The organism is Bacillus sp. 2CMS4F (genome assembly GCF_023161785.1).
Taxonomy (GTDB): Bacteria; Bacillota; Bacilli; order Bacillales; family Bacillaceae; genus Bacillus; species Bacillus halotolerans.
This window is the reverse complement of the sequence record NZ_JALNTO010000002.1, coordinates 556,086-579,572: the sequence shown is the minus strand read 5'-3', so window position 1 is coordinate 579,572 and position 23,487 is coordinate 556,086. Positions and strand designations below refer to the sequence as shown.

Sequence of the window (23,487 nt, the reverse complement as noted above, 5' to 3'; positions counted from 1 at the left end):
AACCTCCTGCTATGTAATTATTGATTCACTTTTACCATGGAAGGGCGAATGACGCGATCCTTCAGCTTGTAGCCTTTTTGCATTTCCTCAACGACAATGTTGGAACCGTAGTTTTCATCTTCAGCCTGCATAACGGCTTGGTGAAGGTTCGGATCAAATTCCTGTCCTACAGCTTCGATTGCTTCTACGCCTTCTTTATTCAAGGCTTCTACGAGCTGGCGGTGGACCATTTCCATTCCTTGGAGCAAACTTTTCGTCTGTTCATTGTCGGCTTCAACCTGAAGCGCTCTTTCAAAGCTGTCAAGAGCCGGCAGCAATTCAGTAACGATGTTTTGAGAACGGTATTTCTGTGACGCTTCCATTTCTAAGCGGCTGCGTCGTTTATAGTTTTCAAAGTCTGCTTGAACACGCAAAAGTTTGTTTTCCTTTTCCTCAAGCAAACCTTGCAATTCGTTAATTTGATTTTGAAGAAGTTCGCTTTCGTTTGTTTCTTCCTGCTGTTCTTCAGCGGCAGCTTGTTCTTCAATTACTTCTTGCTCTTCTGTTTCGTTTTGTTCCGCGGTTTGTTTTTCTTCTGACATTGTGTTCACCTCCCTCAAAAGTGTAAGGAGAAGGGCGGGTGATGCCCTTCGATAAAATTTGCCAAATTTCCCTTACTCATCATACAAACTTGTTAATGCTTTTGACAAGTCTGAAGTCACATGCTGAAGCAGACTGACGACCCGTGAATAATTCATGCGGGTTGGTCCGATGATCGCAATTGAGCCTATTTGCTTCTTATCTACTGAATAAGAGGCTGTAATCAGGCTGCAGTTTTCCATCTCTTCATAGTCATTTTCTTTTCCGATTTTAATCGAAATGCCTGTATCTGAAGATTGGACGAGCTTCAAGACGTCCTGCTCCTTTTCGATTAGAGAAAGCAGCGACCGCACTCTGCCGATATCATGGAACTCGGGCTGGTTCAGCATATTGATTTTCCCGCCGAAAAACAATTTTTCAACGTGACTTGTCGAATGAAATGTTGACCGTAGCGCTTCAAGTATGTTGTCGTAGTTCTTAATGTGCTGCCTTAAGTACATGACAACTTCTTTAAAAATGCGTTCATTCAGTTCATCCATCGGAACACCGGTTAAACGGTCGTTCAGTATATTTACCAGCTTTTCAATATCAGACAGATCCATTTTGGTTGGAAAATTAATCGTTTTATTTTCCACATGCCCCGTATTGGTAACGAGAATGGCTACCGCTTTATCAGGCTGAATCGGTATGATTTGAATCTGTTTAAGATAATTCTCGCTCAACTTCGGCCCGAGTACGATAGACGTATAATTCGTAAGATCGGACAAAATTTTTGCTGATTTTTGAACTGTCTTTTCCAGCTCGAATATTTTTTCTTTGAAGATCGAGTGGATTTGGTCTAGGTCGGTTTTTGTCAGTTTGACGGGCGACAGCAAATGATCCACATAATACCGGTACCCTTTTTCCGACGGAACACGTCCTGAGGAAGAGTGGGTTTTCTCAATAAAGCCCAGTTCCTCCAAGTCAGCCATCTCGTTTCTTATTGTTGCAGAGCTAAATGTGATTTCATCTTTTTTCGAAAGAGTTCTAGATCCGACAGGCTGCGCCGATTTAATAAAATCGTTGATTATGACCTGAAGGATCAGCAGCTGACGATTTGTTAACATCATCATCACCTCTGTTAGCACTCTCAACAAGCGAGTGCTAAATCTATAACAAAAGTATCAAACCACAAGAAAAATGTCAATTATAACTCACCCAAAAAAGCGCCAAAAACTTCATTACCCAATAATTTTCCCTGATGAGTCAAACAAACGGCAGATTCTGTGTTAAGAATCAGTCCCTTTTCAGAAAGCTCTTTTAAAACGCCGGGAAAAAGTTTATCAAGAGAACGACCGTATTTCTCTTCAAACCGTTTTTTGCTGACTCCGGATGTTTTTCTTAATCCCAAAAACATCTCTTCTTCAATTTGTTCTTCCATCGTCACTTCATGTGTATCGCGATAAGGAAAACCTTTTTCAGCTATCAGGTCAATATAATGTTTAACAGGTCCGACGTTTACTGTTCGAATTCCGCCGATATACCCGTGGGCTCCTGCTCCGAAACCGAAATATTCCTCGTTGCTCCAGTACGTCAGATTGTGCTTAGATTCCATGCCTTGTTTTGCAAAATTGCTGATTTCATATTGATGAATACCGGCAGCTTCCATCCGGCTCATCACCGTTTCGTACATTTCGGCTTCCTGTTCCTGCGCCGGCAGATGAAGCCGCCCTTTTTGCATCAAATTATAAAATACCGTTTTCGGTTCTACAATGAGAGAGTAAACGGAATAATGCTCTGCGTTCAGGGATAAAGCAGTTTTTAAAGAATGATCCAGATGTTTAAGCGTTTGTCCGGGAAGACCGAACATCAAATCGAGACTGATATTATCAAAACCAATTTCCCTTGCACGTTCAAAAGATGTAAATACGTCTTTTTGTTTATGCACCCGTCCGATTTTTTCTAGAAGGTCGTCTTCGAATGTTTGCACACCGAAGCTTAAACGATTAACGCCCGCTTCCTTGAGTATTTTCAGTTTTTCTGCCGATAGGTCGTCCGGGTTCGCCTCAACAGCGAATTCCTTTAAAGTGTCTGAAGGCTTCAGCACACGGCTGACCATGTCCATCAATTTTTTGAGCTGGTCCTCTGAGAGGGATGTCGGCGTGCCTCCTCCGATAAAAATCGTATCCAAATCAGGCTGCCCCGTTTTTTCTATCGTATTTATCATTTCCTTCTCGAGTGCGTTTAAATACTCGCCGACGGGCTGGCTTTGAATAAAATATTTATTGAAATCGCAGTAGTGGCAAATATGCTCACAAAATGGAATATGGATATAAGCTGATTTCAATGTATTCACCTTCTTTACAGAAAGAAGCCGCAGTACAGGACTGCGGCGGCTTCTATTATTTTTTCGGACTGTCGTCCATTTTCAGGACCGCCATAAATGCTTCTTGCGGCACTTCAACTGAGCCGACCTGCTTCATTCGGCGTTTTCCTTCTTTTTGTTTTTCAAGAAGCTTCCGTTTCCGCGAGATGTCTCCGCCGTAACATTTAGCCAATACGTTTTTACGCATCGCTTTAATGGTAGAGCGGGCCACGATTTTCTGGCCGATCGCCGCTTGAATCGGTACTTCAAAGTGCTGGCGCGGAATAAGCTCTTTCAGTTTTTCTACAATTACTTTTCCGCGTTCGTACGCGTAATCGCGATGCACGATAAATGAAAGGGCGTCGATTTTTTCTCCGTTCAGCATAATGTCCATCTTGACAAGTTTAGACGGTTTGTAGCCGATCAGTTCGTAATCAAAGGACGCGTAGCCTTTTGTGCTTGATTTCAGCTGATCAAAAAACTCATAAACGATTTCCGCTAATGGCATGTCATAGACAATGCTGACACGATTTGCGTCTAAATATTGCATATCGATAAAATTGCCGCGTTTTCCTTGACAAAGCTCCATCACCGCACCGACATAATCGTTCGGCACCATCATTGTCGCTTTTACATACGGCTCCTCGATTCTTTCGATCTTTTGTGGATCAGGCATGTTGGACGGGTTGTCGACAACAACCTTTTCGCCGTCTGTCATATACACATCATAGATAACACTCGGTGCCGTTGTGATCAGGTCGATTTTAAACTCACGCTCAATCCGCTCCTGGATGATTTCCATGTGAAGCATACCTAAAAATCCGCAGCGGAAACCGAATCCGAGCGCTTGGGATGTCTCTGCTTCATATTGAAGTGATGAGTCATTCAGTTCAAGCTTTTCAAGAGCTTCCCTTAAATCATTGTATTTGGCCGTATCGATCGGATACAAACCGCAATACACCATCGGGTTCAGCTTGCGATACCCAGGCAATGCTTCGGCAGCCTGATTGGCGGCGCTTGTTATCGTGTCACCGACGCGTGTGTCACCGACATTTTTGATCGCAGCAGTTAAAAAGCCTACATCGCCGACGGTCAGTTCATCTGTCGGAGTTGCTTTCGGCGTGAACACACCGACTTCTGTCACTTCAAACTCTTTGCCGGTTGCCATCATTTTGATTTTTTGCCCCGGCTTTACCGTTCCTTCAACGACTCTGATATAAGCCACGACACCGCGGTAAGCGTCATAAAGCGAGTCGAAGATCAGCGCTTTAAGCGGCGCTTCTGGATCTCCGGTCGGAGCAGGCACCTTTTCCACGATCTGCTCTAATATCTCCTCAATCCCGATCCCGGCTTTTGCTGAAGCGAGCACGGCTTCCGATGCGTCAAGGCCGATGACGTCCTCCACCTCTTGGCGAACACGTTCCGGCTCTGCGCTTGGCAGATCGATTTTATTAATAACTGGAAGAATTTCAAGGTCATTATCAAGCGCCAAGTAAACGTTCGCAAGCGTCTGCGCTTCAATTCCTTGCGCCGCATCCACGACAAGTATCGCTCCTTCGCAGGCAGCAAGGCTTCGGGATACTTCATATGTGAAATCGACGTGTCCCGGTGTGTCAATCAGGTGGAAAATATATTCCTCTCCGTCTTTCGCTTTGTATTTAAGCTGAACAGAGTTTAATTTAATGGTGATGCCCCGTTCGCGTTCAAGATCCATAGAATCAAGCAATTGTTCTTTCATTTCTCGTTGAGTGATTGCCGACGTTTTTTCTAAAATACGATCCGCTAAGGTCGATTTTCCGTGGTCAATATGGGCGATGATGGAGAAATTCCGAATTCTCGACTGCCTCTCTAAACGCTTTTCTTTATCTGTCACAATCTATCACTCCTACTATTAAACGCAAAATACACTAGCTTAGATTATATCAATAGGATTGTAAAGATTCAATGTAAAACAAGAAAGAGAAAAGTTCCCTCTCATACTGGGGCTGCTTTTCTCTTTCAAGCACTTATTTTCTCATATCCCGTACCCATTCATACATCGATTGGGCTGTGTTGGTCACTGTGTCAGAAAGCGTTTTTCCGGCTTTAGAGAAAACGTTAAAGGTTTCCACCTGTTCCAGCTCTTTTTGTTTCTCTTCTAAATCTTTCGAGGTTACTGTTTCCCCTAAAACGGTCGCTTCTTTTTCATTATTTTCTCCGTCTGTGAGCGTAAACGCGCCTTTCAGTGAAGGATCATGATAGCCTTTCATGCTCAGCATGCCATTATTCGCCTGCTGCATGCCGAACAGGACGCCTATAAACATCATCGCCACAAGAAGCAAGCATTTGCCAAGATATGCAATCAACTCGACCACCTATTTCTTATTGTTTTTTCGTCTCGCCGCTTTCAGCGTTAACCTTTTCAGCATCCCAGTACATTTCGCTGAATACGTCAGCGGTTGCGTCAGCCGCCCGCTGCAGCTCTTCGAGATTGTTATCCACTCCGCCGAATTCAAGCAAAAGCGCTCTGTCGTTTAAGTCTTGGTTGTAAACTCCGTTATCGCCTGGTGAGCCTTTAGAAAAAACCCCTGTGCTGAGTCCCGGGTATTTTTTCTCCATCAGCTTGTGAAGCTCACTTGCAATTTTGTAGTTTTCTTCGAAATTCTTGCTTTTTTTGCCGACCACAAACGCCACCCGGGCATAGCTTTTCCCTTTAATGGTTGCCGTCGTATTTTTCTTGCGCCTGGAGTCTCTATGGATGTCAATGATATATTGCAGATTTTTGTTTGACGCAAGGGCTTCCTGTACGACCGGCCTTGATTCATCGTAGGATCTGGCATAATTCAAACCTTTTTTGCTCAGTTTTGCCTGTATATCCGTTTTATTAACTGTGGCTCCGATACCTTGAGATTGCAGCGCTTTTCCGAACATGTCCCCCACGAGGGTGACGTTTGCTTTAGAATGACGCGCCATATCGGGGTCCGTCTCACCTTTTAATAGCGGGAGATAAGATTCCGTATTATGCGTGTGATAGATAAAGACAACCTTCTTATCGCCGGTTGTTTGTTTTGGCGGGTCTTTTTGCGTATTGTCTGTTTGCGTCTGCTGTTTTTCAATCTCCGCCAAATTCGCTTCTCTTTCTTCCTGCATCACCTTTGAAGGCGGCGGGGATTCCGACGGCATGTTTGTATAATCGGTGCCTTGTCCCGCTAAAAGAATCTCTGTGTCAAATTGCGCAAACCCAGGCAGCTCGCGTCCAAGAAAACTTCGCGGATCTTCGAGATTAATACTTGTCGCCAGCTTTAAAGAAAGACGTGATAGATGAAATGAGCTGTCGGTTTGAGAAAGGTCAGAAGCGAAATAATGGTTTTCCATCCGCAGCAAGTGTGCAAATACGTCACCCGGCAGTTCGTCGGCAACCCCGTAAAAAGAGTCAGACGAAGGCCTGAGTTCCGGCCGGAGAGACGTCAGCACACCAGATAAAACAAAAATCACTACTAGGCTTGCGATAAATAGAAAGATCGCCTTTATCGCTTTCCCGCCATTCACCGCAACAACAATTTGTCTGTTTCTGCGTTTATTTCTCATTGAATCCCTCCAGCGCTTGTCTAGTAATTACTCTATGAACAAGCTAGAGGAAGTAGAACCGTTTAGTGATTATAGGAGCCTTTGTTTTCTTGAGACACCTTTTCATGAAGCGCTGTATTTAATCCGTTTGCCAGCACATTTGCCATATCGTCAATAAATGAATCGACTTCCTTCGGCGTGACCATCAAATTATGGCCCAGAGGCGCCAGCACCTCATGAATGAGCTGCCGCTTTTCGTTTTCTTCAAGAGTTCCGACAATGCCGAGAAACGATTGACGCTGCTTTGGGTCGGGAAGATCCTCTTCAGTAAGCACTTTCTTTTTCCCAAACGTCATCCCCGCCGGAACAAGCGATCTCGACGGACTGTCATCTCTCATTTCTCTGCCAAAATGCTTTAATATGTAGTCAACCGTATCGCTGGCAATTGTTACCGCGTCAACGACCGTCGGTACACCGATTGCAATGACAGGTACGCCCAGGGTGTCCTTGCTCAAGTCTTTACGTTTATTTCCGACGCCTGACCCCGGGTGAATTCCTGTATCTGATATTTGAATGGTTGTGTTGACCCTTTCTACCGCACGCGCCGCAAGTGCATCAATGGCAATCACAAAATCAGGTTTTGACTGTTCGATTACCCCTTTAATAATGTCGCTTGTTTCGATGCCTGTAATTCCCATGACACCAGGAGCAAATGCGCTGACAGGTCTGTAGCCCTCCTGCACATTTTCAGGCTGGAGTTTAAATAAATGTCTTGTCACCAATAGATTTTCTACAGCCATCGGACCGAGCGCATCAGGTGTCACGTTCCAGTTGCCGAGGCCGACAATTAAACAGCTCGCATCCTTTGAGATCTTAAGGCTTTCCAGAAAGGCAGAGAATTCTTCCGCAAATACAGCAGAGACTTTCTCTTGCATTTCCGAGTCATTTTCTCTGATCCCTTGGGCCTCAATCGTTAAATAACGTCCTTCTTTTTTTCCTGAAAGCTCAGCGCCTTCCTTCGTGATATCAACAGTGCGGATTTTTATTCCGCCATGATTGCGTTCTTTTTCGATAAAACCTTTTATCTCTTTTGCAGGCACAGCCTGCTGATTAGCCATGGCTTCCTTCGTTTCAACCGCTAAATCCGTACGCACTAAATACTGATTTACATCCAGCTCACTCTTTTTCATACAGGGCCTCCTTCGATATTCAGTATCCATATTGTTTCCATTTATAAAATGAATCATGCTTAAAAGCATTTCTTCAATGAAAAATACTTTACATTTATATTGCAATCTAAAGGTGTGTTTGATAGAATACAATTTGTTCTATTGTGAAGAAGATTTAACCTTAAGACACTGTGCTACAGGTTGTATCTTAGGAGGTGAAACACATGCCAAACATTAAATCAGCGATTAAACGTACAAAAACTAATAACGAACGCCGCGCTCATAACGCGACAATCAAATCTGCTATGCGTACTGCAATCAAACAAGTTGAAGCTTCTGTTGCAAACAACGAAGCTGACAAAGCGAAAACTGCTCTTACTGAAGCAGCTAAACGTATTGATAAAGCAGTGAAAACAGGTCTTGTACACAAAAATGCCGCAGCTCGATACAAATCAAGACTAGCGAAAAAAGTGAACGGACTTTCTGCATAAAACAAAAACGATCCTCATAATTGAGGATCGTTTTTTTCATTTCTTTTTAACAGCTGCAAGAGAAAAAGCTCTAGTAAAAGCTGCTTGTCCTTTTTCCCGGTTTTCATCTCATAGTCCATAACGGCAAGCTGTTCAATAATAGACCGGAGCTCGGCTTCTGAAAAAAGCCTCGCTTGATCCATCGCCAGCTTTACCCGGAATGGATGCACCTTTAAATTAGAAGCAATCTGTTTTTGTCCGTACCCTTGTTCCGCGAAATATTTCGTCTGCAGGATCAGCCGGAACTGGTTCGATATAAGAGCCATAATTTTGATCGGTTCTTCATTTTGTTTGAGCAAATCATAAAAAATTTGCAGACTCTCAGTTCGTTTCCGATTGACGATTTTATTAATCAGTTCAAAGATATTTTGTTCCAGGCTTCTCGCCACAAGCATTTTCACATCATCCAGCGTAATCTCTTCACGGTCTCCAATAAACGTGCAGAGTTTCTGAATCTCCTGAAAAAGAGATGACAGATGCCCGTTTACAAGCAAAACCAAATGCTCTGCCGCCTCGGTGCCGATCGTTTTCTGCTCGGTTCTCGCCAGATTGATCGTAAAGTCTGTCGTTTCCTTCGCGTTTAATTCCTTTGCCTCCATCATGAACGCCTGCTTTTTTAGCGCTTTGGTCAGTTTTTTCCGCTCATCCAGTTTTTCATAAGGCGCAAGCAGAACAAAGACCGTATATGGTGCCGGTGATTGTATATACGATTCAAGCGCGCTGACGTTGTGCTCAACTTTTTCTTTCTTTTTCTCACCCGTTAAAAAATATGGATTTTTCACAATGACAAGGCGCCGCTCCCCCATAAACGGGAACGTTTCAGCGTCAGCAATCGCCTGATCCAGCGGGTCTTCTTCCAAATCAAAAACAGACAGGTTGAAATCTTTTGTCTCTTGATCAATCACCGTCTGTCTGATCCTGCTGACGGTTTCTTGGAGCAGATACGTCTCTTTTCCGTATAAACAATAAACCGGATGGACTTCTCCTTTTTCCAGTCTTTTCCACACATCAAATACCATTGTTGTACGACTCCCTCTCTTTCATCATCCCCTTCTATCCTAAATTGTGTTTGCAAAATAGTAAAGAGGAAGCCTGACAGCTGCTTCCCCATTTATATTAAACGCCTGTTCGCAAGCCCCCGGGACAGCTTGTAAAAAGGCGATAATCACCAGAACAGAAAACGTTACCTTAGCTTCTAGATTTTTCAAAACGATTCCATTATACTTAAGTCAGTCAGGGGGGATGAAATTGAATGATTTTGAAAAAAACGTTCAAAGCAAACGAAATGATGCTGTAGATTCAGCGGTTGGTTTTGTTGTGTCCTTCGGATTTTTCGCCTTATTGTTTGTCATGGCAACGGTTATTCACCTGGTTGGTTCATAACACGACTGCCCGGGCTGCTGATTTCTCGGCAGTCTTTTTTAATTCGTCTCTGTCATATCTGATGTATCATATGGAGGATAAACAGAAAAGGTTCCAGATCCGCTTTTGTACATGTATTGGATCGTGCCGCTTTGATCAGTGCGCAGCACACGGATGGATCGGCTCTTTAACAATTGAAGAACTTCTTGATGCGGATGATGGTACCTATTGTTTTCACCCGCTGAGATGACCGCCGTTTTGGGCTGAAGCTGTTTGATGAATTCTTCACCGGTCGAGCCCTTGCTTCCATGATGCCCCACCTTTAACACATCCGCTTTTATATTTGGGAACACATTGATAACCTCCTGTTCCCCCTCTTTTTCCAGATCACCCGTCAGGAGCCAGCTGAGCCTGCCTGTTTTCATCCATAGAACGAGAGAAGAATTATTTTTACTTGCCGGATCAGGCGTTTCCGGTGACAGCACATGAAACTGTAAGTCCTTTATTTGCAATACATCACCCCGCTTCACCTCTTCAATTGTCACACCCTCCTGTCTGGCAGTCCGCAGCACTTTCTCATCATGAGATTCAGAAACAAACCCTTTCGGAATGATGAGACGGTTCACTTTATGATGCTTCAGCAAAACCTCTGCCTCTCCGATATGATCTTGATCTGCGTGCGTCAGTATCAGCGCATCAAGCTGCTTGATGCCCTTTGCCGTTAAAAAAGGGATCAGCACCTTTTCCCCCAGTGAAAAAGGATGCTGTTTTTCCCGCCAAGGCTCTGACGAATAAGACAAAGTGCCTCCCGTATCAATTAAAACACGGCCTTTCTGATACGGTGCACTGACAAACATACTGTCACCTTGTCCGATATCAATCATATCTACTTCTCCCTCTGAACTAACATAAGGGAAAACAAAGAGCAGGATAAGCGTTGCACAAAAAAGGCTTGTGGACACTGTCAGCCGGGGAAACGAGGGTTTCTCAATACTCATAAGCAATATGATGACAGCGAGCGTGAATAAGAGAAGAAGAGCAGGTGCAGGACGTGAGATGATGATTGTGAATATATCTATATCAGCGATTTTAGTGATCAGTCTGTTGGTCCAGGTCATCATTACATCAAACCAATAGAACAGAAATTGACCGACGGACGCTGAAAAAAATAATAGAATAACTCCTATAATAGCAGCCGGTAAAATACAGAATGTATAAAAAGGCACCAACACCATATTCATCGGAATGCTAATGATAGAAAACTGCTGAAAATGATACAGAAGAATGGGTAGTGAGCCTAGCTGGGCAATAACAGATACGATCGTCAGCTGTCCCAGACTCGTTTTGATATGCTGAAAAATAGATGATGAGAGAATTAAAGAAAAACTGACCGCAAATGAAAGCTGAAATCCAGCTTCAAAAAGGTAGTAGGGATTAAAAAGCAAGAGGACAATATACGAAAGACAGATTACCCCGGCAGAATTCACCCGCTGCTGAAAAAGGCTTCCCGCTAAGTAGATGCCCGACATCAGAGCGGCTCGGAGAACAGAGGGCGCTGCACCTGTCAAAATAACATAGATCGGCAGAAACAAAAGCAATAGGATTGACGCATTTTCTCTTGTTATGCCCAGACGGATCATTGCGTAAAATAGGCCTGCTGTCAAAATTCCGATATGGAGCCCTGAGATTGCTAACAGATGGACAACGCCTAGATTTTGGTAAGCATTAAGCACTTCGTCATCCAAATAAGATCTTTCACCTACTGTAAGCGCCTGTACGATTCCTGCTGAATCTGGCGGAAGCTGTGTGTTCGTGAATGATATGATGTATTTTCTCAAACTGAGAAGCTTATATCGGACACCTGAAGGCTCGCTGCAATTTCCAATAGATGTGACAGAATAGCTCCAATGAATATGCTGCCGGTAAAGATACTGTTGATAATCTAATGTTCCCGGCACTGTTGCTTGTTTTGGCTTCTCCAAATCACCAGTCAATTCGCATGCCATACCCGGCTCTAGATGTGACAGTTTGTCTTTTTCAGCTAAAGACTGAATCCGATAAGAGGCAGCCCATTTTTCGCCATCGGGCGTCTTGATCAGCATAGACATCCGATCCCCGTCAATTTTAGGAATACTATGAATAACCGCCTTGAAGTGATAGCTGCCCTGCTGATACGAAGAAGTATTTTGAGAATCTGTGATCTTAAACAGGGCAAAATTGAGTACAAAAGAGAATAAACAAACAAAAATGAGTGGAGCGTGCCTTGTTTTGATTGACACAATAAGAAGAAAGAGGAAGAAGAGAAAGACAGCGGAGAAATAAGAGGCGGCAGCAATTCCAGCCGTTGTTGAAGCTGCCGCCAAAGGCAATAATAGACGCGAATTCCGCATCAATCACACATAACTCGTAAAAAGTTTATTAGCCTGTTCATGTATTGTCTTCAAATCTTCCTCTGCAAGACCGGCATCCGCTAATTTTTCTAAAAGCCCCGCTACAAATGAAAGCTTTTCTCTGTTTTTCAGATCAACGATCATTTCATCGAGTTCAACCTGTTCAACCGTAACGCCTGATTGCTCAAATAGCTCCTGGGCATACGGATGTGTTTTATAATCCTCAGCGTAATATACTGTTTTGATACCGGCTTGAATGATAGACTTACAGCATTGAATACACGGATAGTGCGTGACATATATCTCCGCTCCATCTGTCGGCACTCCAAATTTAGAGCATTGAAGAATCGCATTCATTTCCGCGTGAATCGTTCTCGCGCAATGATCGTCTATCATTAAGCATCCTTCGTCCGCGCAATGTACGCCGCCTGCGATTGATCCGTTATAGCCTCCTGCAATCATGCGTTTATCTCTGACAATGGTAGCGCCGACAGACAATCTCGGGCAGGTGCTGCGCAGTGCCAGTAAATGGCTTTGAGCCATAAAATATTGGTTCCATGAAATTCGTTCCACGTTGTTCCCTCCAAATGTTGTGTTGCCTGTTCTTTAGTTTACCTATCATCATGCATGACCGTCAATTCACTTTACTGTAATGGAAGACTTTATTTTTTCAAAAGATTTTTCGCCAATTCCCGAAACCTTTGTGATATCTTCAATTGTTTGGAAACGCCCGTTCTCTTCCCGATATGCAATAATCGCTTCAGCTTTTGAAGGCCCTACTCCCGAAATGTTTTGTAAATCCTCTAATGTTGCTGTGTTGATATTGACCAATGTCTCCTTCCCCTTACTGCTTTGTACAGCGCCGCCGGCCGCTTGCTGTGCCGCCTCTTCTCCCTTACTCGGTATATACACCACTGTACCGTCCTGTAAAAGTTCCGCCAAATTCACTTGTGTTTCATCTGCTTTTTCACCAATGCCGCCTGCTTTCTCAATAGCCTGCGATACTCTGTCTCCCGTATTCATTTCATAAACGCCGGGATGCTTAACAGCGCCTTTTATATCAATTACAATATTTTCTTCCTCTTTGTCTTTTGCCGCTTCCTGCTTGACCTCCGCATTTTCCTTTTCACTAGATACAACTTGTTTTACAGGCTCTTTGTTATTTCCGCTGAAAAAAAAGAGGCAAAGAACTGCAATGAGAACAGCAGCAGAGCCAACTGACATGATTATCGTTTTATGTTGATTCAACCAATTCAACTTGCATGCGCCCCGCTTTCGTCATATTTTGTTTCTTTATCACATATGGTTTAGAGGATAATAGCTCAAAGGAGGGGAAATCATTGAAGATTGGCTTTATCGGCACTGGAAATATGGGTACGATCCTTATAGAATCATTTATTGAATCACAAGCAGCCGATCCCTCAAACATCACAATCACAAACCGCACAATTGAAAAAGCGTTGAAGATAAAAAACCGCTACAACAGCTTAAACGTAACAGAAAGCCTTGAAAAGCTTGTTGCAGAAAATGAGATCATTTTTATCTGTGTAAAGCCGCTTGATATATATCCATTATTGTCAAGGGCAGTCCCTTATTTAACAAAGGATCACATTCTCATTTCAATTACAAGCCCGCTTCAGACTGATCAGCTGGAACAGTATGTGCCATGTCAAGTGGCACGAGTTATCCCGAGTATTACAAACCGGGCGCTTGCCGGCGTTTCTCTTGTCACCTTCGGTAAAAGCTGCGGGGAGGCAGCAAAAACAAAAATCAACGAGCTGATGAAGCACATTTCTAATCCGCTGCAAATTGAAAGTGACATCACAAGAGTAGCGTCAGATATCGTAAGCTGCGGACCCGCTTTTATGAGCTATCTGGTTCAGCGGTTTATAGATGCAGCCGTTACGGAAACGTCAGTGTCTAAACAGGACGCTATACTCATGTGTAAAGAAATGCTTGTCGGTCTGGGAAAACTGTTAGAAACCGAATTGTATACCCTTCCTGCATTACAGGAAAAGGTTTGCGTAAAAGGCGGCGTGACAGGAGAAGGCATTAAAGCACTCGAAAGCGGTGTACAGGATATGTTTCATCGGGTGTTTCAAAATACGCATTTGAAGTACGAAGAGGATATTTCCGCGGTGAAGAAGCAGTTTCATGTGTAAAAGAGTATGTCATAGCCGTTTGTTGTATGCAAAAGGGTAAAAAGGCATTTTAAAAACCATCGTCTTAGTAAACGATGGTTTTTGATTTCTGTGCTTTAAAGAACAGGCGTTCAGATTGTGGTGACGGCGCTGAATCGGTAAAATCAGCGGTGACCTTATGAAGCTGAAAGCCGCAGCTTGCCAGCATTTCTTCGTATTCATCCACTCGGAACGTTCTTTGCTCATGTGTTTCGTCGAAGCGGTCGTACGCCTCTCCGTTCCAAACAAAAAACGACATATCATGAATGGCGGAAAGCTCTTCACTTCCGGCAAAGCTTTGCCAAATATAGCTGATATCTTCGTCCTGATCAGCAAACGTGCTCCCAGGAAAAACCTCGGTTATTTTATACGGTGAATGAACATCAAACAGCAATATGCCGTCCGGCTTCAGCACCTGAAATACACTTTTAAAGGTATTCATTACGTCATTTTTCGTTTTTAAATAATTCAAGGAGTCACAGCAGATCACAACCGCGTCAAACTGGCCTTCAAATCCGGTAATCTCTCTCATGTCCTGCTGAAGGAAAAGAATCGGCTGTTTAGCTGGTCCTTTTTGCTGGGCGTAAGAGAGCATTTCTTCACTGAGATCAATCCCGGTGACTTCAAAGCCTTTTTCGGCAAGCCGGATTGAAATCTCTCCGGTGCCGCATGCCAAATCGAGAATACCGCCTTTTTCCGGTAGAGATGTTTCAATCCACTTTGTCCATTTGTCGTAAGGTGCGTGAGACATTAACTCGTCATACACGCTTGCAAAGCCTTGGTAAATCATTGGTTCAATCCAAGTTCCAGGTCTGCGAGCGGAGCGTCTCCCCACAGTTTTTCTAGGTTGTAATAGCTTCTTTCATCCTTATGAAACACATGGGCAATGACATCCCCAAGGTCAACTAATACCCATCTTGCTTCATCGAAGCCTTCCATCTTTTTGACTTCAATGCCGTTTTCTTCAGCCTGGTCCTTGATTTCACGCGCAATGGCCTGCACTTGTTTGTCTGAATTACCGTGGCAGATCAGAAAATAATCAGCAACCAGAGAAATTCCTTCCATATCCAGTGCTAAAATATCCTCTGCCCGCTTATCGTCGCAAGCCGCAGCTGCAATCTTTAAAATGGACGTTTGATTCATTCACATATTCCTCCTGTTCATTTGCCAGACACAAGCCAGTTATAAGTTAAACATGTATCTGGGAAAACCTGTTGATTTTTTTTCATTAGAAAAATCATTGTATTTTTGATCGACTGAATCAACGCTTGATTCAAATCCGTTTCTGCAAGTTCACGCACCTCATCGACACCGGGAAATTTACGGCCTGGTTCAATATAATCAGCAACGTAAATGACTTTTTCCAAAAGCGTCATGCCCGGACGCCCAGAGGTATGGTATCTGATCGCGTCAAGAATATCTTCGTCATGAATTCCCGCTTCTCTCTGGACTAGGTAAGCGCCGACCGGAGCATGCCACAGCTCCGGGTTGTGATCCAACAGATGCGCGGGCATTTTTTCTCTGGCTATAATTTGTTTCATTTCTTCTTTCGGGCGGAATTTGGCGTAATCATGAAAGATAGCCGCCGTTTCCGCTTTTTTGGAGTCGGCGCCAAAGCGCTCCGCAAGTTCAATCGCCGTGTTCATTACGCCAATTGTATGGATATATCGATGCTCGGTCAATTGCTGCTTAACGCAGGCAAGTGCCTCCTCACGATTCATATAAACCATTCTCCTCTACATACTTCTTCACTTTATCAGGGATTAAGTAGTCAGTGGGCTTCTTGCTTTTAAACCGTTCCCTTATCATAGTCGATGATACCTCAAACTCCGGAACGTCTGCAAAGAGAAGCGGATAAGGGGTTTCAACAAGAAAACCGGGGCGCTTTACTCCGATAAATTGAATAAGGTTCAGCAGCTCGTCCAGCTTATACCATTTAGGCAGGTATTCAATCATGTCAGCACCGATAATAAAGAAAAGCTGATCATTCGGATATCGCTGCTTTAGTAAAGAAACGGTATCAAAGGTATATGACGGCCCTTCTCTTTCCATTTCAGCCAGCTGCAGCTTAAAGGATGGATTAGACTGAATAGCAAGCTTCAGCATTTCCACCCGATGTGTGCTGTCTGTATAGTCTTCATCCTGTTTATGCGGAGGAATTTGATTGGGCATAAACCAAATTTCGTCGAGCTCCGCCTGATACAGCACCTCATTCGCCATTAAAAGGTGACCGTTATGCGGAGGGTCAAACGTGCCTCCGAAAATTCCGATTTTCTTCATTTCAACCACCTTAAGGAAGCTCGATTTGTTTATTTTCCTTTGATTCCTTATATAAAACAATCGTATTGCCGATCGTCTGAACCAACTGTGCGCGGCTTCCTTTTACAAGAGCTTCCGCAACATCATTTTTATCGTCTTCGCAGTTTTGAAGAACGCTGATTTTAATCAGCTCTCTCGCTTCAAGCGCTTCAGAAATTTGTTTAATCATGTTGTCATTGACTCCGCCCTTTCCTACTTGAAAAATCGGGCTTAAATGGTGCGCTTTTGAACGCAAGAAACGTTTTTGTTTTCCTGTTAACATTATTTTCCTCCTAATTTCCCTACTACAATAGATCTCATTTTTTCAACATCAGGCTCATGTCCCGTCCACAAGCGGAAAGACAATGCCGCCTGCTCAACAAACATGCCGACTCCATCCAGTGTGTTCAGACCTTTTTGCTTTGCTTCTTTTAATAGTGAAGTCTGAATCGGATTATACACGATATCGCAAACAACCGCACTGCTTGCAGCACGCTGCAATGAAAGCGGAATATCTTCCACGTTTGGATACATCCCTACAGATGTTGTATGGATAATTACATCATACTGCTCAAGCTGTTCTTCTGCTTCATTTATGCTTAGCACTTCTACATTGCGGAACGAGGAAGCAGATTCTGCGAGCTGTTTGGCTTTTTCTATCGTTCGGTTGCAAATATCAAACTTTTCCGGATTGCAGCGGACGATCGTTGTAAAAATCGCTCTGGCTGCCCCGCCCGCGCCGATCATCAAGAAAGACAGTTCGGAGATAGGTTTGTCCAAAATTCTCATTAAAGATTTCACAAAGCCTTCTCCGTCTGTATTATATCCGACAAGCTTGTCTCCTTCTCTTCTGACAGTGTTAACGGCACCAAGCACTTTTGCGCTCTCATCAATATGATCGAGATGATCCATGATGGAAACCTTGTGCGGAACAGTCACATTGATGCCTTCTACACCAAGAGCTCTTATCCCTTTTACCGCATCTTCCAGACGATTCTCTTCCACCTTAAATGCATGGTAGTGTCCGTCCAAACCAAGATCCTTCAAAGCCGCGTTATGGATATCCGGCGACATGGAATGCGCAATCGGATTTCCGATAACCCCGTACAGCTTCTTCATACTCCTCTCCCCTTTTTGTTAAATTAATGAGCGCCGAACAAATACGTGAACGCCTTTTGGCGCATAAGCCGTTATTTTTTTATTCGCGTCATGCACCGTTACCCAGCCTAACCCAGAGAAAACGATATCTGTCTTTTGCTCTTTCATCGTAAACGTATGGGCAACCAGCTCTGGAAACTCATCCATATCATCTTTTCCCGGCGGTGTGAGCAATTCCCCTGCGTGCTTTTCATAAAGCGCGTCTGCATTTTCCAGTTTCGTTCTGTGAATCATTAATTCATTCGGCATATAGCAGACAAAGGCAGCTCTTTCACCTGAAACATAATCAAACCTTGCCAGTCCGCCGAAATACAGCGTTTGCTGATCGTTTAGCTGGAATGTGCGCGGCTTCAGTTCCTTTTTGGGCGAGAGTACTTTTAAATCCTTTTTGTTTACATAGTGCGCCATTTGATGGTGATTGATGATTCCCGGTGTATCATAAAGCGCAGAGCCGTCATCTAACGGAATTTCAATTGCATCAAGAGTTGTGCCCGGGAATTGGGATGTCGTGATAATGTTGTCTTCACCTGACACTTCTTTAATAATCCGGTTAATGAACGTTGATTTTCCTACATTGGTACAGCCGACAACGTAAACATCCTTGCCGTTACGGTAATGCTCAATCGCATCAATGACTTCTCTGATTCCCTGGCCGCGTCCCGCACTGACCAAAAATACGTCAATCGGTTTTAAGCCAAGCTCTTTCGCCTCGCGCTTCATCCACTGGATCAGCCGTTCTCTTTTGAGCGATTTAGGCAGAATATCTGCCTTGTTTCCGACTAACAATATAGGATTGCCTCCGACTAAGCGCTGCAATCCATTAATCCAGCTGCCGTTAAAATCGAAAATATCAACAATTTTAACGACGAGAGAATCCGTTTCTCCAATTCCATGAAGGATGTTTAAAAAGTCATCATCCGTTAAGGAAACGTCTTGTATTTCATTGTAGTTTTTCAGTCTGAAGCAGCGCTGGCAAATCACACTTTCTTTAGAAAGCGAAGCCGGCGGCGCGTATCCCAGACCATTTTTGTCTTCGGTTTGGATTGTGACTCCGCAGCCGATACAAACAATCTTTTCCATTCTTACTCCTCCCACTGAATGTGCCCTTTTCGTTTAAGAGCACTCAGTATTCTGCGTTCGACCTGGCGGTTAAAGCGCGTAATAAAGCCATCCGAGGAAGCGACAGGCACAACCAGGATCGTATGGTAGCCGTTACGGTTCCCGCCGAGTACATCAGTCAGCAGCTGGTCTCCGATGACAACACAGTCCTCTTTTTTCAGCTCCATATTGCGCACTGCTCTATTAAAGGCTTTGCCCATCGGTTTTCTTGCTTTATAGATGAATGGTATGCCGAGCGGTTCCGAGAAAAGTTTTACTCTTCGCTCATTATTATTAGAGACAATCGTCACTTTAATGCCGTGCTCTTTCATTTCTTCAAACCACTCGATCAATCGCGGCGTCGCGTTTGGTCTGTCCCATTCAACAAGTGTATTATCCAGGTCAGTGATAATTCCTTTTACATTTCGTTCCTTTAATTTTTCAGGTGTAATATGAAAAATATTTTTAACAAACTCGTCAGGTAAAAAAAACTTCTTTAACAAAACCCGCACCCTTCCCTTTTCTTTCTCTTAAAATTCATGTCGAAAAAAATCGAACTTGCGCTTAAAGAAAAACTGAGCAAAAAAATTTCGACAAAAATTGGGTTTCTTCACCAGGTGTGGATAAATTTACACACACTATCCACTCTTATTACATCACTCTTTAGACAAATTATAAACACGATACTCACAAGTTATCCACTTTTTGGTGTGGATAACAGAACGATTGTTCTTATATGCAATTCATGGTAGATTAAAGATAATCTTCAGCTTCAGATGAACGCAACCTATAAATGTATGTCACAAAGTCATGAATGATTCCAACTATGAAGGAGGTGCCTCTCCCATTAATTGGGTTCCTAGCATGAGAAAATTGTCTGATGAATTATTAATAGAATCTTATTTCAAAGCCACCGAAATGAATTTAAACCGCGACTTTATCGAGTTAATCGAAAACGAAATAAAAAGAAGATCGCTCGGACATATTATTTCCGTATCTTCTTAATAGGAATTTGTCTATTTTTTCCGGGCGTATTTCCTTTTTTTACTCAGATGACTGATATTATATCACTTCAGTTACGCGCTTTACTACTGTTTTCAGCAAAAAACACCCCTAAAAAGAGGTGTTTCCAGGGCTGGATTTCATGTGAACCAATACACTCCGCCCACAATCAGGAGAACAACAATCAAAACAACGATAAAAGCGTATCCGTATGCTCTGCTTGCGCCATATGGCCAGCCGCCGAAAGGATACGTGTATAAATAACCGCTGTACATGTGAAGCGCGCCTCCTTAAAAATGTTTCTATAACAGCCTATGTAGGAGAAATAAAACGGCTTAGGCCTTTGTCCGGATCAGCGCTTCAGGACCTGCCCATCTTGTATTCCTTCATAAACTATCCTTGCTCCTTTAGGTGTCATATGATTGCCTGAAGGATCTATCAAGCCGGATTGGATCAGCGCTTCATCAGTAGCTTTTCCGCCGTCTGCTTCTATAAAGTGCTTCCAGTTGTCTACAAGAGGCACATTCATATGTTTCGCGACATCTCTTGTAATATCATTGTATGAGTTATGCCACTTTCTCGCCCCGCCTTTTGATTCAAAAGCAGCCGCTTTATACCTGGAATAGTAAAAGAGGTGATGCTTCCCGTTTCCTTCAATAATAGGGATACACGTCATTAAAACAGGCTTGATGCCGTGTTTTCTGCTTTCTTTTATAAAGTAAACCAGATTCTCTCTGAAACGCAGCTTTGACACTCTTGGCTTTCCTTCAGCCAGAATCCCAGCGTCATTAGTGCCAAACATAATAAAAAGATGCTTAGGTTTTTGATCGAGTACATCTGTTTGAAACCGTAAACGGGCATCTTCAGTCGTTTGTCCTCCAATTCCTGCGTTGAGGATATCAAGATTCCCGCGTTCAGCCGTTTTTAATATATTGACCCACTGCTGCGCTTTTGGATAGTCACGATAATCCCAATTAGAGCCGCGTGTATTGCTGTCACCAAATGCTACCACGTCTTCGTATCCCTTTCCTTCACATCCTGCTGTAACGAACAGCAGAAGGAAAAGGATGAACATATACTTCATCTTTACACCCCCAAAAGCTTCATCTTTATGTTATACCTCTGTTCTGTTTCATTCAACGCAGAGTTTTTTCGTTATAGCGTTCTCTCTATTGTTAACGTGTCCCTCTCGACTAAAATCATTCTGTTTCCAGTAAGGGGTGAGATATCTATTTCAGTTCCCGTCTTTTTCTGCGAAAAAACACTTCAGAGAGTTGAGTGCAATAACCTGCTTCCGCCAGAGGAAACAGGCTACTGATTACCTCTGCATTTATTTTAATTTCGCTTTAAGCTTGGCCTTTGTTTTTGGTCCGTAAATACCATCAGCTTTTAATCGATTCATCAGCTGAAAACGTTTCACGGCATTTGCTGTTTTCGGTCCATAAATGCCGTCAATACCGTTATTCTTCGCGCCTTTATCGGGGTAAAAATGAAGTGCGGCTAAAGCCTTTTGCAGCTGAAGAACTTTAGTGCCTTTTCTATAAGGCGCAGTGAGTTTTATTACTCCTGAAGGCAGAGGATAAGATTTGGGTGATTCTTCAGATGGCGTATCAGAGGAAGAAATTCCGTTTTTGAAAGCACTCCATTGATGTAAGAGTTTGCGGGGACATTCTTTTCCAGACCATTTTTTGTGGGGAACAACACGATCCAGCGAAATATTGTGATCCTTCATCAATTTTTTGATCAGCCACTGCGCATTAGCTACTGCTTTGTCAAAATCGCCGTCTGCATTTTCACAGATTTCAATCCCGATTGATTTGCGATTCCCTGTCCCATTGGTGCCGTCGCCAGCATGCCACCCGTTTTCAGTAAGAGGAAGATGCTGATAGATGTCTGAATCGTCTACTGTAAAATGCCAGCTGACAGATGTACTTGGGTTTTTCACATAATCAGCGTGCATTTTTGCATCGGCACCTTTGGCGGTATTTGCTGTATTGTGCACGGTAATATATGCAGGTGTCATCGCATAGCCGGGACGGTTATCGTTTGATTTTGGTATAAAATCCTTTTTTATCGCTACCATTTCTATCCCTCCCTGCTATTAAAGAATGCAGCAACAAGAGAAATGGACAGCCTATTTTACTAGATAAAAAAGAATTGTATTTCCCCCCACTCGTATTACAGTTGAACCACCGAAACGGTACAAGTTATACTAACGTAGATGCCGGAGATTCTGCCTCCTGACATCGCCACAAGTGTTGGGAGTGGATAATTGATATGTTAAAAAAGACTTTAGGTATAATCTTGATCATCGCCGTTATTGCAGTCGGTTTCTATCAGAAAGAAGCTTGGCTTGATGCTATAAAAGCAGGCGGATTGATCTCCGTTTTATGTAGTATGCTGCTGATAGCCGCCGACGTCTTTTTCCCGATTGTGCCGTTTGCAATCATTGCAGCTTTAAATGGCGCTGTGTTCGGAATTGCAAATGGTGTTTGGATTACACTGGCCGGTTCAATGCTTGGCACGATATTGCTGTTTTTTCTTGCGAGGTACAGCTTTCGAGATTGGGCCAGAAAAAAAATAAAAGCTTATCCTGCTATACAAGGCTACGAGGCTTCATTCGATAAAAATGCGTTTACCGCTGTTTTATTGGGAAGGCTTATCCCTGTTATCCCTTCTCTTGTCATGAACGTTGTATGCGGACTAAGCAGTGTTCGGTGGCATGTTTTTTTCTTCGCCTCTTTAATAGGAAAAATTCCTAACATTTTAGTTGTTACCATTGCCGGCGCCAATTTCTCCAGCAACAAATTGCTTTCTTTCAGTATTTACGGGGCCTACGTTCTGATCCTGATGCTAATCATATATATAAAGTTTCCTCATCTGGTGAAAGCGTCAAAAAAATAAGGGCGGCCCGCTTCGCCCCCCTTACTTTTTTTCTGTTGCATGTCCTCCAAATTCATTACGGAGCGCAGCAACGACCTTTCCTGTAAACGTATCGTCTGTTAACGAACGGTATCTCATCAAGAGGGACATCGCGATCACCGGAGCTGCTGTCTGCAGATCTAGTGCCGTTTCCACTGTCCATTTCCCTTCCCCGGAGGAATGCATGACGCCTTTGATCTGATCCAGCCTCGCGTCTTTAGAAAAAGCTCGCTCAGTCAGCCCCATAAGCCACGACCTTATGACAGAGCCATGATTCCATACCCTTGCGACTTTCTCATAGTCAAATTCAAACGGACTGTTTTCCAGCACTTCAAATCCTTCACCAATGGCAGCCATCATTCCGTACTCAATGCCATTATGAATCATTTTTAAAAAGTGGCCGCTGCCCGCTTCTCCGGCATATAAATATCCATTTTCAACAGCAGTATCCCGAAACAGCGGCTCCGCGATACGCCATGCTTCGGGGTCTCCTCCAACCATATAACAAGCCCCGTGACGCGCTCCCTCCATACCGCCCGAAGTTCCGGCGTCGAGATAATGAAGACCGGCATCTTTCATTTGATTGTAGCGCCGGATCGATTCTTTATAATGAGAATTTCCAGCCTCAATGATAATATCCCCTTCGTTTAATAACGGTGCCACATCACTCAGTACAGCATCTACAACGCCGTGCGGCACCATCACCCACAGAATTCGCGGCGTATCTAATAATGAAATCAACTCTTTTATATTTGTTGTCCCCTCAGCCCCATAAGATATCAGTTCATCAACAGCCGCTTGATTCACGTCATAACCGATTGCTTGATGATTGCGGTCGATCAATTGCTTTCCTATGTTTATGCCCATTTTCCCTAAGCCGATCAATCCTATTTTCATGTGAGTTCCTCC

At 43.5% G+C, this 23,487-nt stretch carries 29 protein-coding genes; 5 read left to right on the top strand and 24 right to left on the bottom strand.

The window, feature by feature from the left end:
• Positions 1 to 17 precede the first annotated feature (17 nt).
• The 7 genes from grpE to gpr all read right to left on the bottom strand — a co-directional run bounded on the left by grpE (position 18) and on the right by gpr (position 7,659).
• The gene (gene grpE, locus MTN95_RS06560; protein WP_024122103.1) at positions 18 to 581 is read right to left on the bottom strand and encodes a nucleotide exchange factor GrpE; all 564 of its coding nucleotides are present in this window, start codon (positions 579 to 581) and stop codon (positions 18 to 20) included.
• Positions 582 to 653: 72 nt separating this feature from the next.
• Positions 654 to 1,685 carry a heat-inducible transcriptional repressor HrcA gene (gene hrcA / locus MTN95_RS06555; protein WP_024122104.1) on the bottom strand — a complete coding sequence of 344 codons (1,032 nt, stop codon included), beginning with the start codon at positions 1,683 to 1,685 and terminating at the stop codon, positions 654 to 656.
• Positions 1,686 to 1,765: 80 nt separating this feature from the next.
• Entirely contained in the window at positions 1,766 to 2,905 is a 1,140-nt protein-coding gene (hemW, locus tag MTN95_RS06550) for a radical SAM family heme chaperone HemW (protein ID WP_105990417.1), read from the bottom strand.
• A gap of 55 nt (positions 2,906 to 2,960) precedes the next feature.
• Complete coding sequence (lepA, locus tag MTN95_RS06545) at positions 2,961 to 4,796, bottom strand: translation elongation factor 4 (protein ID WP_044154493.1); 1,836 nt, start codon at positions 4,794 to 4,796, stop codon at positions 2,961 to 2,963.
• 133 nt (positions 4,797 to 4,929) lie between these two features.
• On the bottom strand, positions 4,930 to 5,268 hold the full coding sequence (locus tag MTN95_RS06540; protein WP_105953578.1) for a YqxA family protein: 339 nt from the start codon (positions 5,266 to 5,268) through the stop codon (positions 4,930 to 4,932).
• 16 nt (positions 5,269 to 5,284) lie between these two features.
• Positions 5,285 to 6,490 carry a stage II sporulation protein P gene (spoIIP, locus tag MTN95_RS06535; protein ID WP_248337417.1) on the bottom strand — a complete coding sequence of 402 codons (1,206 nt, stop codon included), beginning with the start codon at positions 6,488 to 6,490 and terminating at the stop codon, positions 5,285 to 5,287.
• Between the two features lie 62 nt (positions 6,491 to 6,552).
• Positions 6,553 to 7,659, bottom strand: coding sequence for a GPR endopeptidase (gene gpr / locus MTN95_RS06530; protein WP_248337415.1), 1,107 nt, complete (start codon positions 7,657 to 7,659; stop codon positions 6,553 to 6,555).
• A gap of 203 nt (positions 7,660 to 7,862) precedes the next feature.
• Here gpr and rpsT point away from each other — a divergent pair, with 203 nt between their 5' ends.
• Positions 7,863 to 8,129 carry a 30S ribosomal protein S20 gene (gene rpsT, locus MTN95_RS06525; protein WP_010335003.1) on the top strand — a complete coding sequence of 89 codons (267 nt, stop codon included), beginning with the start codon at positions 7,863 to 7,865 and terminating at the stop codon, positions 8,127 to 8,129.
• A gap of 14 nt (positions 8,130 to 8,143) precedes the next feature.
• Here rpsT and holA read toward each other — a convergent pair whose 3' ends face one another.
• Positions 8,144 to 9,187 carry a DNA polymerase III subunit delta gene (holA, locus tag MTN95_RS06520; protein WP_248337413.1) on the bottom strand — a complete coding sequence of 348 codons (1,044 nt, stop codon included), beginning with the start codon at positions 9,185 to 9,187 and terminating at the stop codon, positions 8,144 to 8,146.
• A gap of 39 nt (positions 9,188 to 9,226) precedes the next feature.
• Complete coding sequence (locus MTN95_RS06515) at positions 9,227 to 9,376, bottom strand: hypothetical protein (RefSeq protein ID WP_125825438.1); 150 nt, start codon at positions 9,374 to 9,376, stop codon at positions 9,227 to 9,229.
• Positions 9,377 to 9,416: 40 nt separating this feature from the next.
• Between MTN95_RS06515 and MTN95_RS06510 the strand changes: the two genes are divergently transcribed.
• Positions 9,417 to 9,551 (top strand): YqzM family protein, encoded by a 135-nt coding sequence (locus MTN95_RS06510; RefSeq protein WP_010335005.1) that lies wholly within the window; start codon positions 9,417 to 9,419, stop codon positions 9,549 to 9,551.
• A gap of 38 nt (positions 9,552 to 9,589) precedes the next feature.
• Here the strand turns inward: MTN95_RS06510 and MTN95_RS06505 are convergent, their stop codons facing one another.
• From MTN95_RS06505 to MTN95_RS06495, 3 genes are all read right to left on the bottom strand, one after another.
• Positions 9,590 to 11,920 carry a DNA internalization-related competence protein ComEC/Rec2 gene (locus tag MTN95_RS06505; protein WP_248337460.1) on the bottom strand — a complete coding sequence of 777 codons (2,331 nt, stop codon included), beginning with the start codon at positions 11,918 to 11,920 and terminating at the stop codon, positions 9,590 to 9,592.
• A gap of 3 nt (positions 11,921 to 11,923) precedes the next feature.
• Complete coding sequence (locus tag MTN95_RS06500; RefSeq protein WP_105953575.1) at positions 11,924 to 12,493, bottom strand: ComE operon protein 2; 570 nt, start codon at positions 12,491 to 12,493, stop codon at positions 11,924 to 11,926.
• 66 nt (positions 12,494 to 12,559) lie between these two features.
• Complete coding sequence (locus MTN95_RS06495; RefSeq protein ID WP_248337411.1) at positions 12,560 to 13,177, bottom strand: helix-hairpin-helix domain-containing protein; 618 nt, start codon at positions 13,175 to 13,177, stop codon at positions 12,560 to 12,562.
• Positions 13,178 to 13,260: 83 nt separating this feature from the next.
• On the opposite strand from MTN95_RS06495, the gene comER reads away from it, so the two are divergent.
• Complete coding sequence (gene comER / locus MTN95_RS06490) at positions 13,261 to 14,082, top strand: late competence protein ComER (protein WP_024122113.1); 822 nt, start codon at positions 13,261 to 13,263, stop codon at positions 14,080 to 14,082.
• Between the two features lie 64 nt (positions 14,083 to 14,146).
• Here comER and MTN95_RS06485 read toward each other — a convergent pair whose 3' ends face one another.
• Genes MTN95_RS06485 through MTN95_RS06450 form a run of 8 tightly spaced genes read right to left on the bottom strand, consistent with a single transcriptional unit; the run spans position 14,147 to position 19,157 of the window.
• Entirely contained in the window at positions 14,147 to 14,890 is a 744-nt protein-coding gene (locus tag MTN95_RS06485; RefSeq protein ID WP_248337409.1) for a class I SAM-dependent DNA methyltransferase, read from the bottom strand.
• Complete coding sequence (rsfS, locus tag MTN95_RS06480; RefSeq protein WP_044154484.1) at positions 14,887 to 15,243, bottom strand: ribosome silencing factor; 357 nt, start codon at positions 15,241 to 15,243, stop codon at positions 14,887 to 14,889. Before rsfS ends, MTN95_RS06485 begins: the two co-directional genes overlap by 4 nt.
• A 17-nt stretch (positions 15,244 to 15,260) precedes the next feature.
• Complete coding sequence (gene yqeK, locus MTN95_RS06475; protein ID WP_024122116.1) at positions 15,261 to 15,821, bottom strand: bis(5'-nucleosyl)-tetraphosphatase (symmetrical) YqeK; 561 nt, start codon at positions 15,819 to 15,821, stop codon at positions 15,261 to 15,263.
• The gene (locus tag MTN95_RS06470) at positions 15,811 to 16,380 is read right to left on the bottom strand and encodes a nicotinate-nucleotide adenylyltransferase (protein WP_202852920.1); all 570 of its coding nucleotides are present in this window, start codon (positions 16,378 to 16,380) and stop codon (positions 15,811 to 15,813) included. Before MTN95_RS06470 ends, yqeK begins: the two co-directional genes overlap by 11 nt.
• A gap of 10 nt (positions 16,381 to 16,390) precedes the next feature.
• Complete coding sequence (gene yhbY / locus MTN95_RS06465) at positions 16,391 to 16,681, bottom strand: ribosome assembly RNA-binding protein YhbY (protein WP_024122118.1); 291 nt, start codon at positions 16,679 to 16,681, stop codon at positions 16,391 to 16,393.
• The gene (gene aroE / locus MTN95_RS06460) at positions 16,681 to 17,517 is read right to left on the bottom strand and encodes a shikimate dehydrogenase (RefSeq protein WP_248337407.1); all 837 of its coding nucleotides are present in this window, start codon (positions 17,515 to 17,517) and stop codon (positions 16,681 to 16,683) included. Before aroE ends, yhbY begins: the two co-directional genes overlap by 1 nt.
• Before the next feature lie 18 nt (positions 17,518 to 17,535).
• Positions 17,536 to 18,636 (bottom strand): ribosome biogenesis GTPase YqeH, encoded by a 1,101-nt coding sequence (gene yqeH, locus MTN95_RS06455; RefSeq protein WP_248337405.1) that lies wholly within the window; start codon positions 18,634 to 18,636, stop codon positions 17,536 to 17,538.
• 2 nt (positions 18,637 to 18,638) lie between these two features.
• Positions 18,639 to 19,157, bottom strand: coding sequence for a YqeG family HAD IIIA-type phosphatase (locus tag MTN95_RS06450; RefSeq protein WP_003226126.1), 519 nt, complete (start codon positions 19,155 to 19,157; stop codon positions 18,639 to 18,641).
• Positions 19,158 to 19,518: 361 nt separating this feature from the next.
• Between MTN95_RS06450 and sda the strand changes: the two genes are divergently transcribed.
• A complete protein-coding gene (gene sda, locus MTN95_RS06445) occupies positions 19,519 to 19,659 on the top strand; it encodes a sporulation histidine kinase inhibitor Sda (RefSeq protein WP_003226124.1) in 141 nt (46 codons plus the stop codon).
• A gap of 137 nt (positions 19,660 to 19,796) precedes the next feature.
• Here sda and MTN95_RS21525 read toward each other — a convergent pair whose 3' ends face one another.
• From MTN95_RS21525 to MTN95_RS06435, 3 genes are all read right to left on the bottom strand, one after another.
• On the bottom strand, positions 19,797 to 19,931 hold the full coding sequence (locus MTN95_RS21525) for a hypothetical protein (protein WP_010335019.1): 135 nt from the start codon (positions 19,929 to 19,931) through the stop codon (positions 19,797 to 19,799).
• Positions 19,932 to 20,008: 77 nt separating this feature from the next.
• Complete coding sequence (locus tag MTN95_RS06440; RefSeq protein WP_105953571.1) at positions 20,009 to 20,740, bottom strand: SGNH/GDSL hydrolase family protein; 732 nt, start codon at positions 20,738 to 20,740, stop codon at positions 20,009 to 20,011.
• 246 nt (positions 20,741 to 20,986) lie between these two features.
• Positions 20,987 to 21,739 carry a peptidoglycan recognition protein family protein gene (locus MTN95_RS06435; RefSeq protein WP_248337403.1) on the bottom strand — a complete coding sequence of 251 codons (753 nt, stop codon included), beginning with the start codon at positions 21,737 to 21,739 and terminating at the stop codon, positions 20,987 to 20,989.
• A 194-nt stretch (positions 21,740 to 21,933) separates the two neighbouring features.
• On the opposite strand from MTN95_RS06435, the gene MTN95_RS06430 reads away from it, so the two are divergent.
• The gene (locus MTN95_RS06430) at positions 21,934 to 22,560 is read left to right on the top strand and encodes a TVP38/TMEM64 family protein (protein WP_024122122.1); all 627 of its coding nucleotides are present in this window, start codon (positions 21,934 to 21,936) and stop codon (positions 22,558 to 22,560) included.
• 21 nt (positions 22,561 to 22,581) lie between these two features.
• On the opposite strand, the gene gnd is transcribed toward MTN95_RS06430, so the two are convergent.
• Complete coding sequence (gene gnd, locus MTN95_RS06425) at positions 22,582 to 23,475, bottom strand: phosphogluconate dehydrogenase (NAD(+)-dependent, decarboxylating) (RefSeq protein WP_248337401.1); 894 nt, start codon at positions 23,473 to 23,475, stop codon at positions 22,582 to 22,584.
• Positions 23,476 to 23,487: the final 12 nt, after the last annotated feature.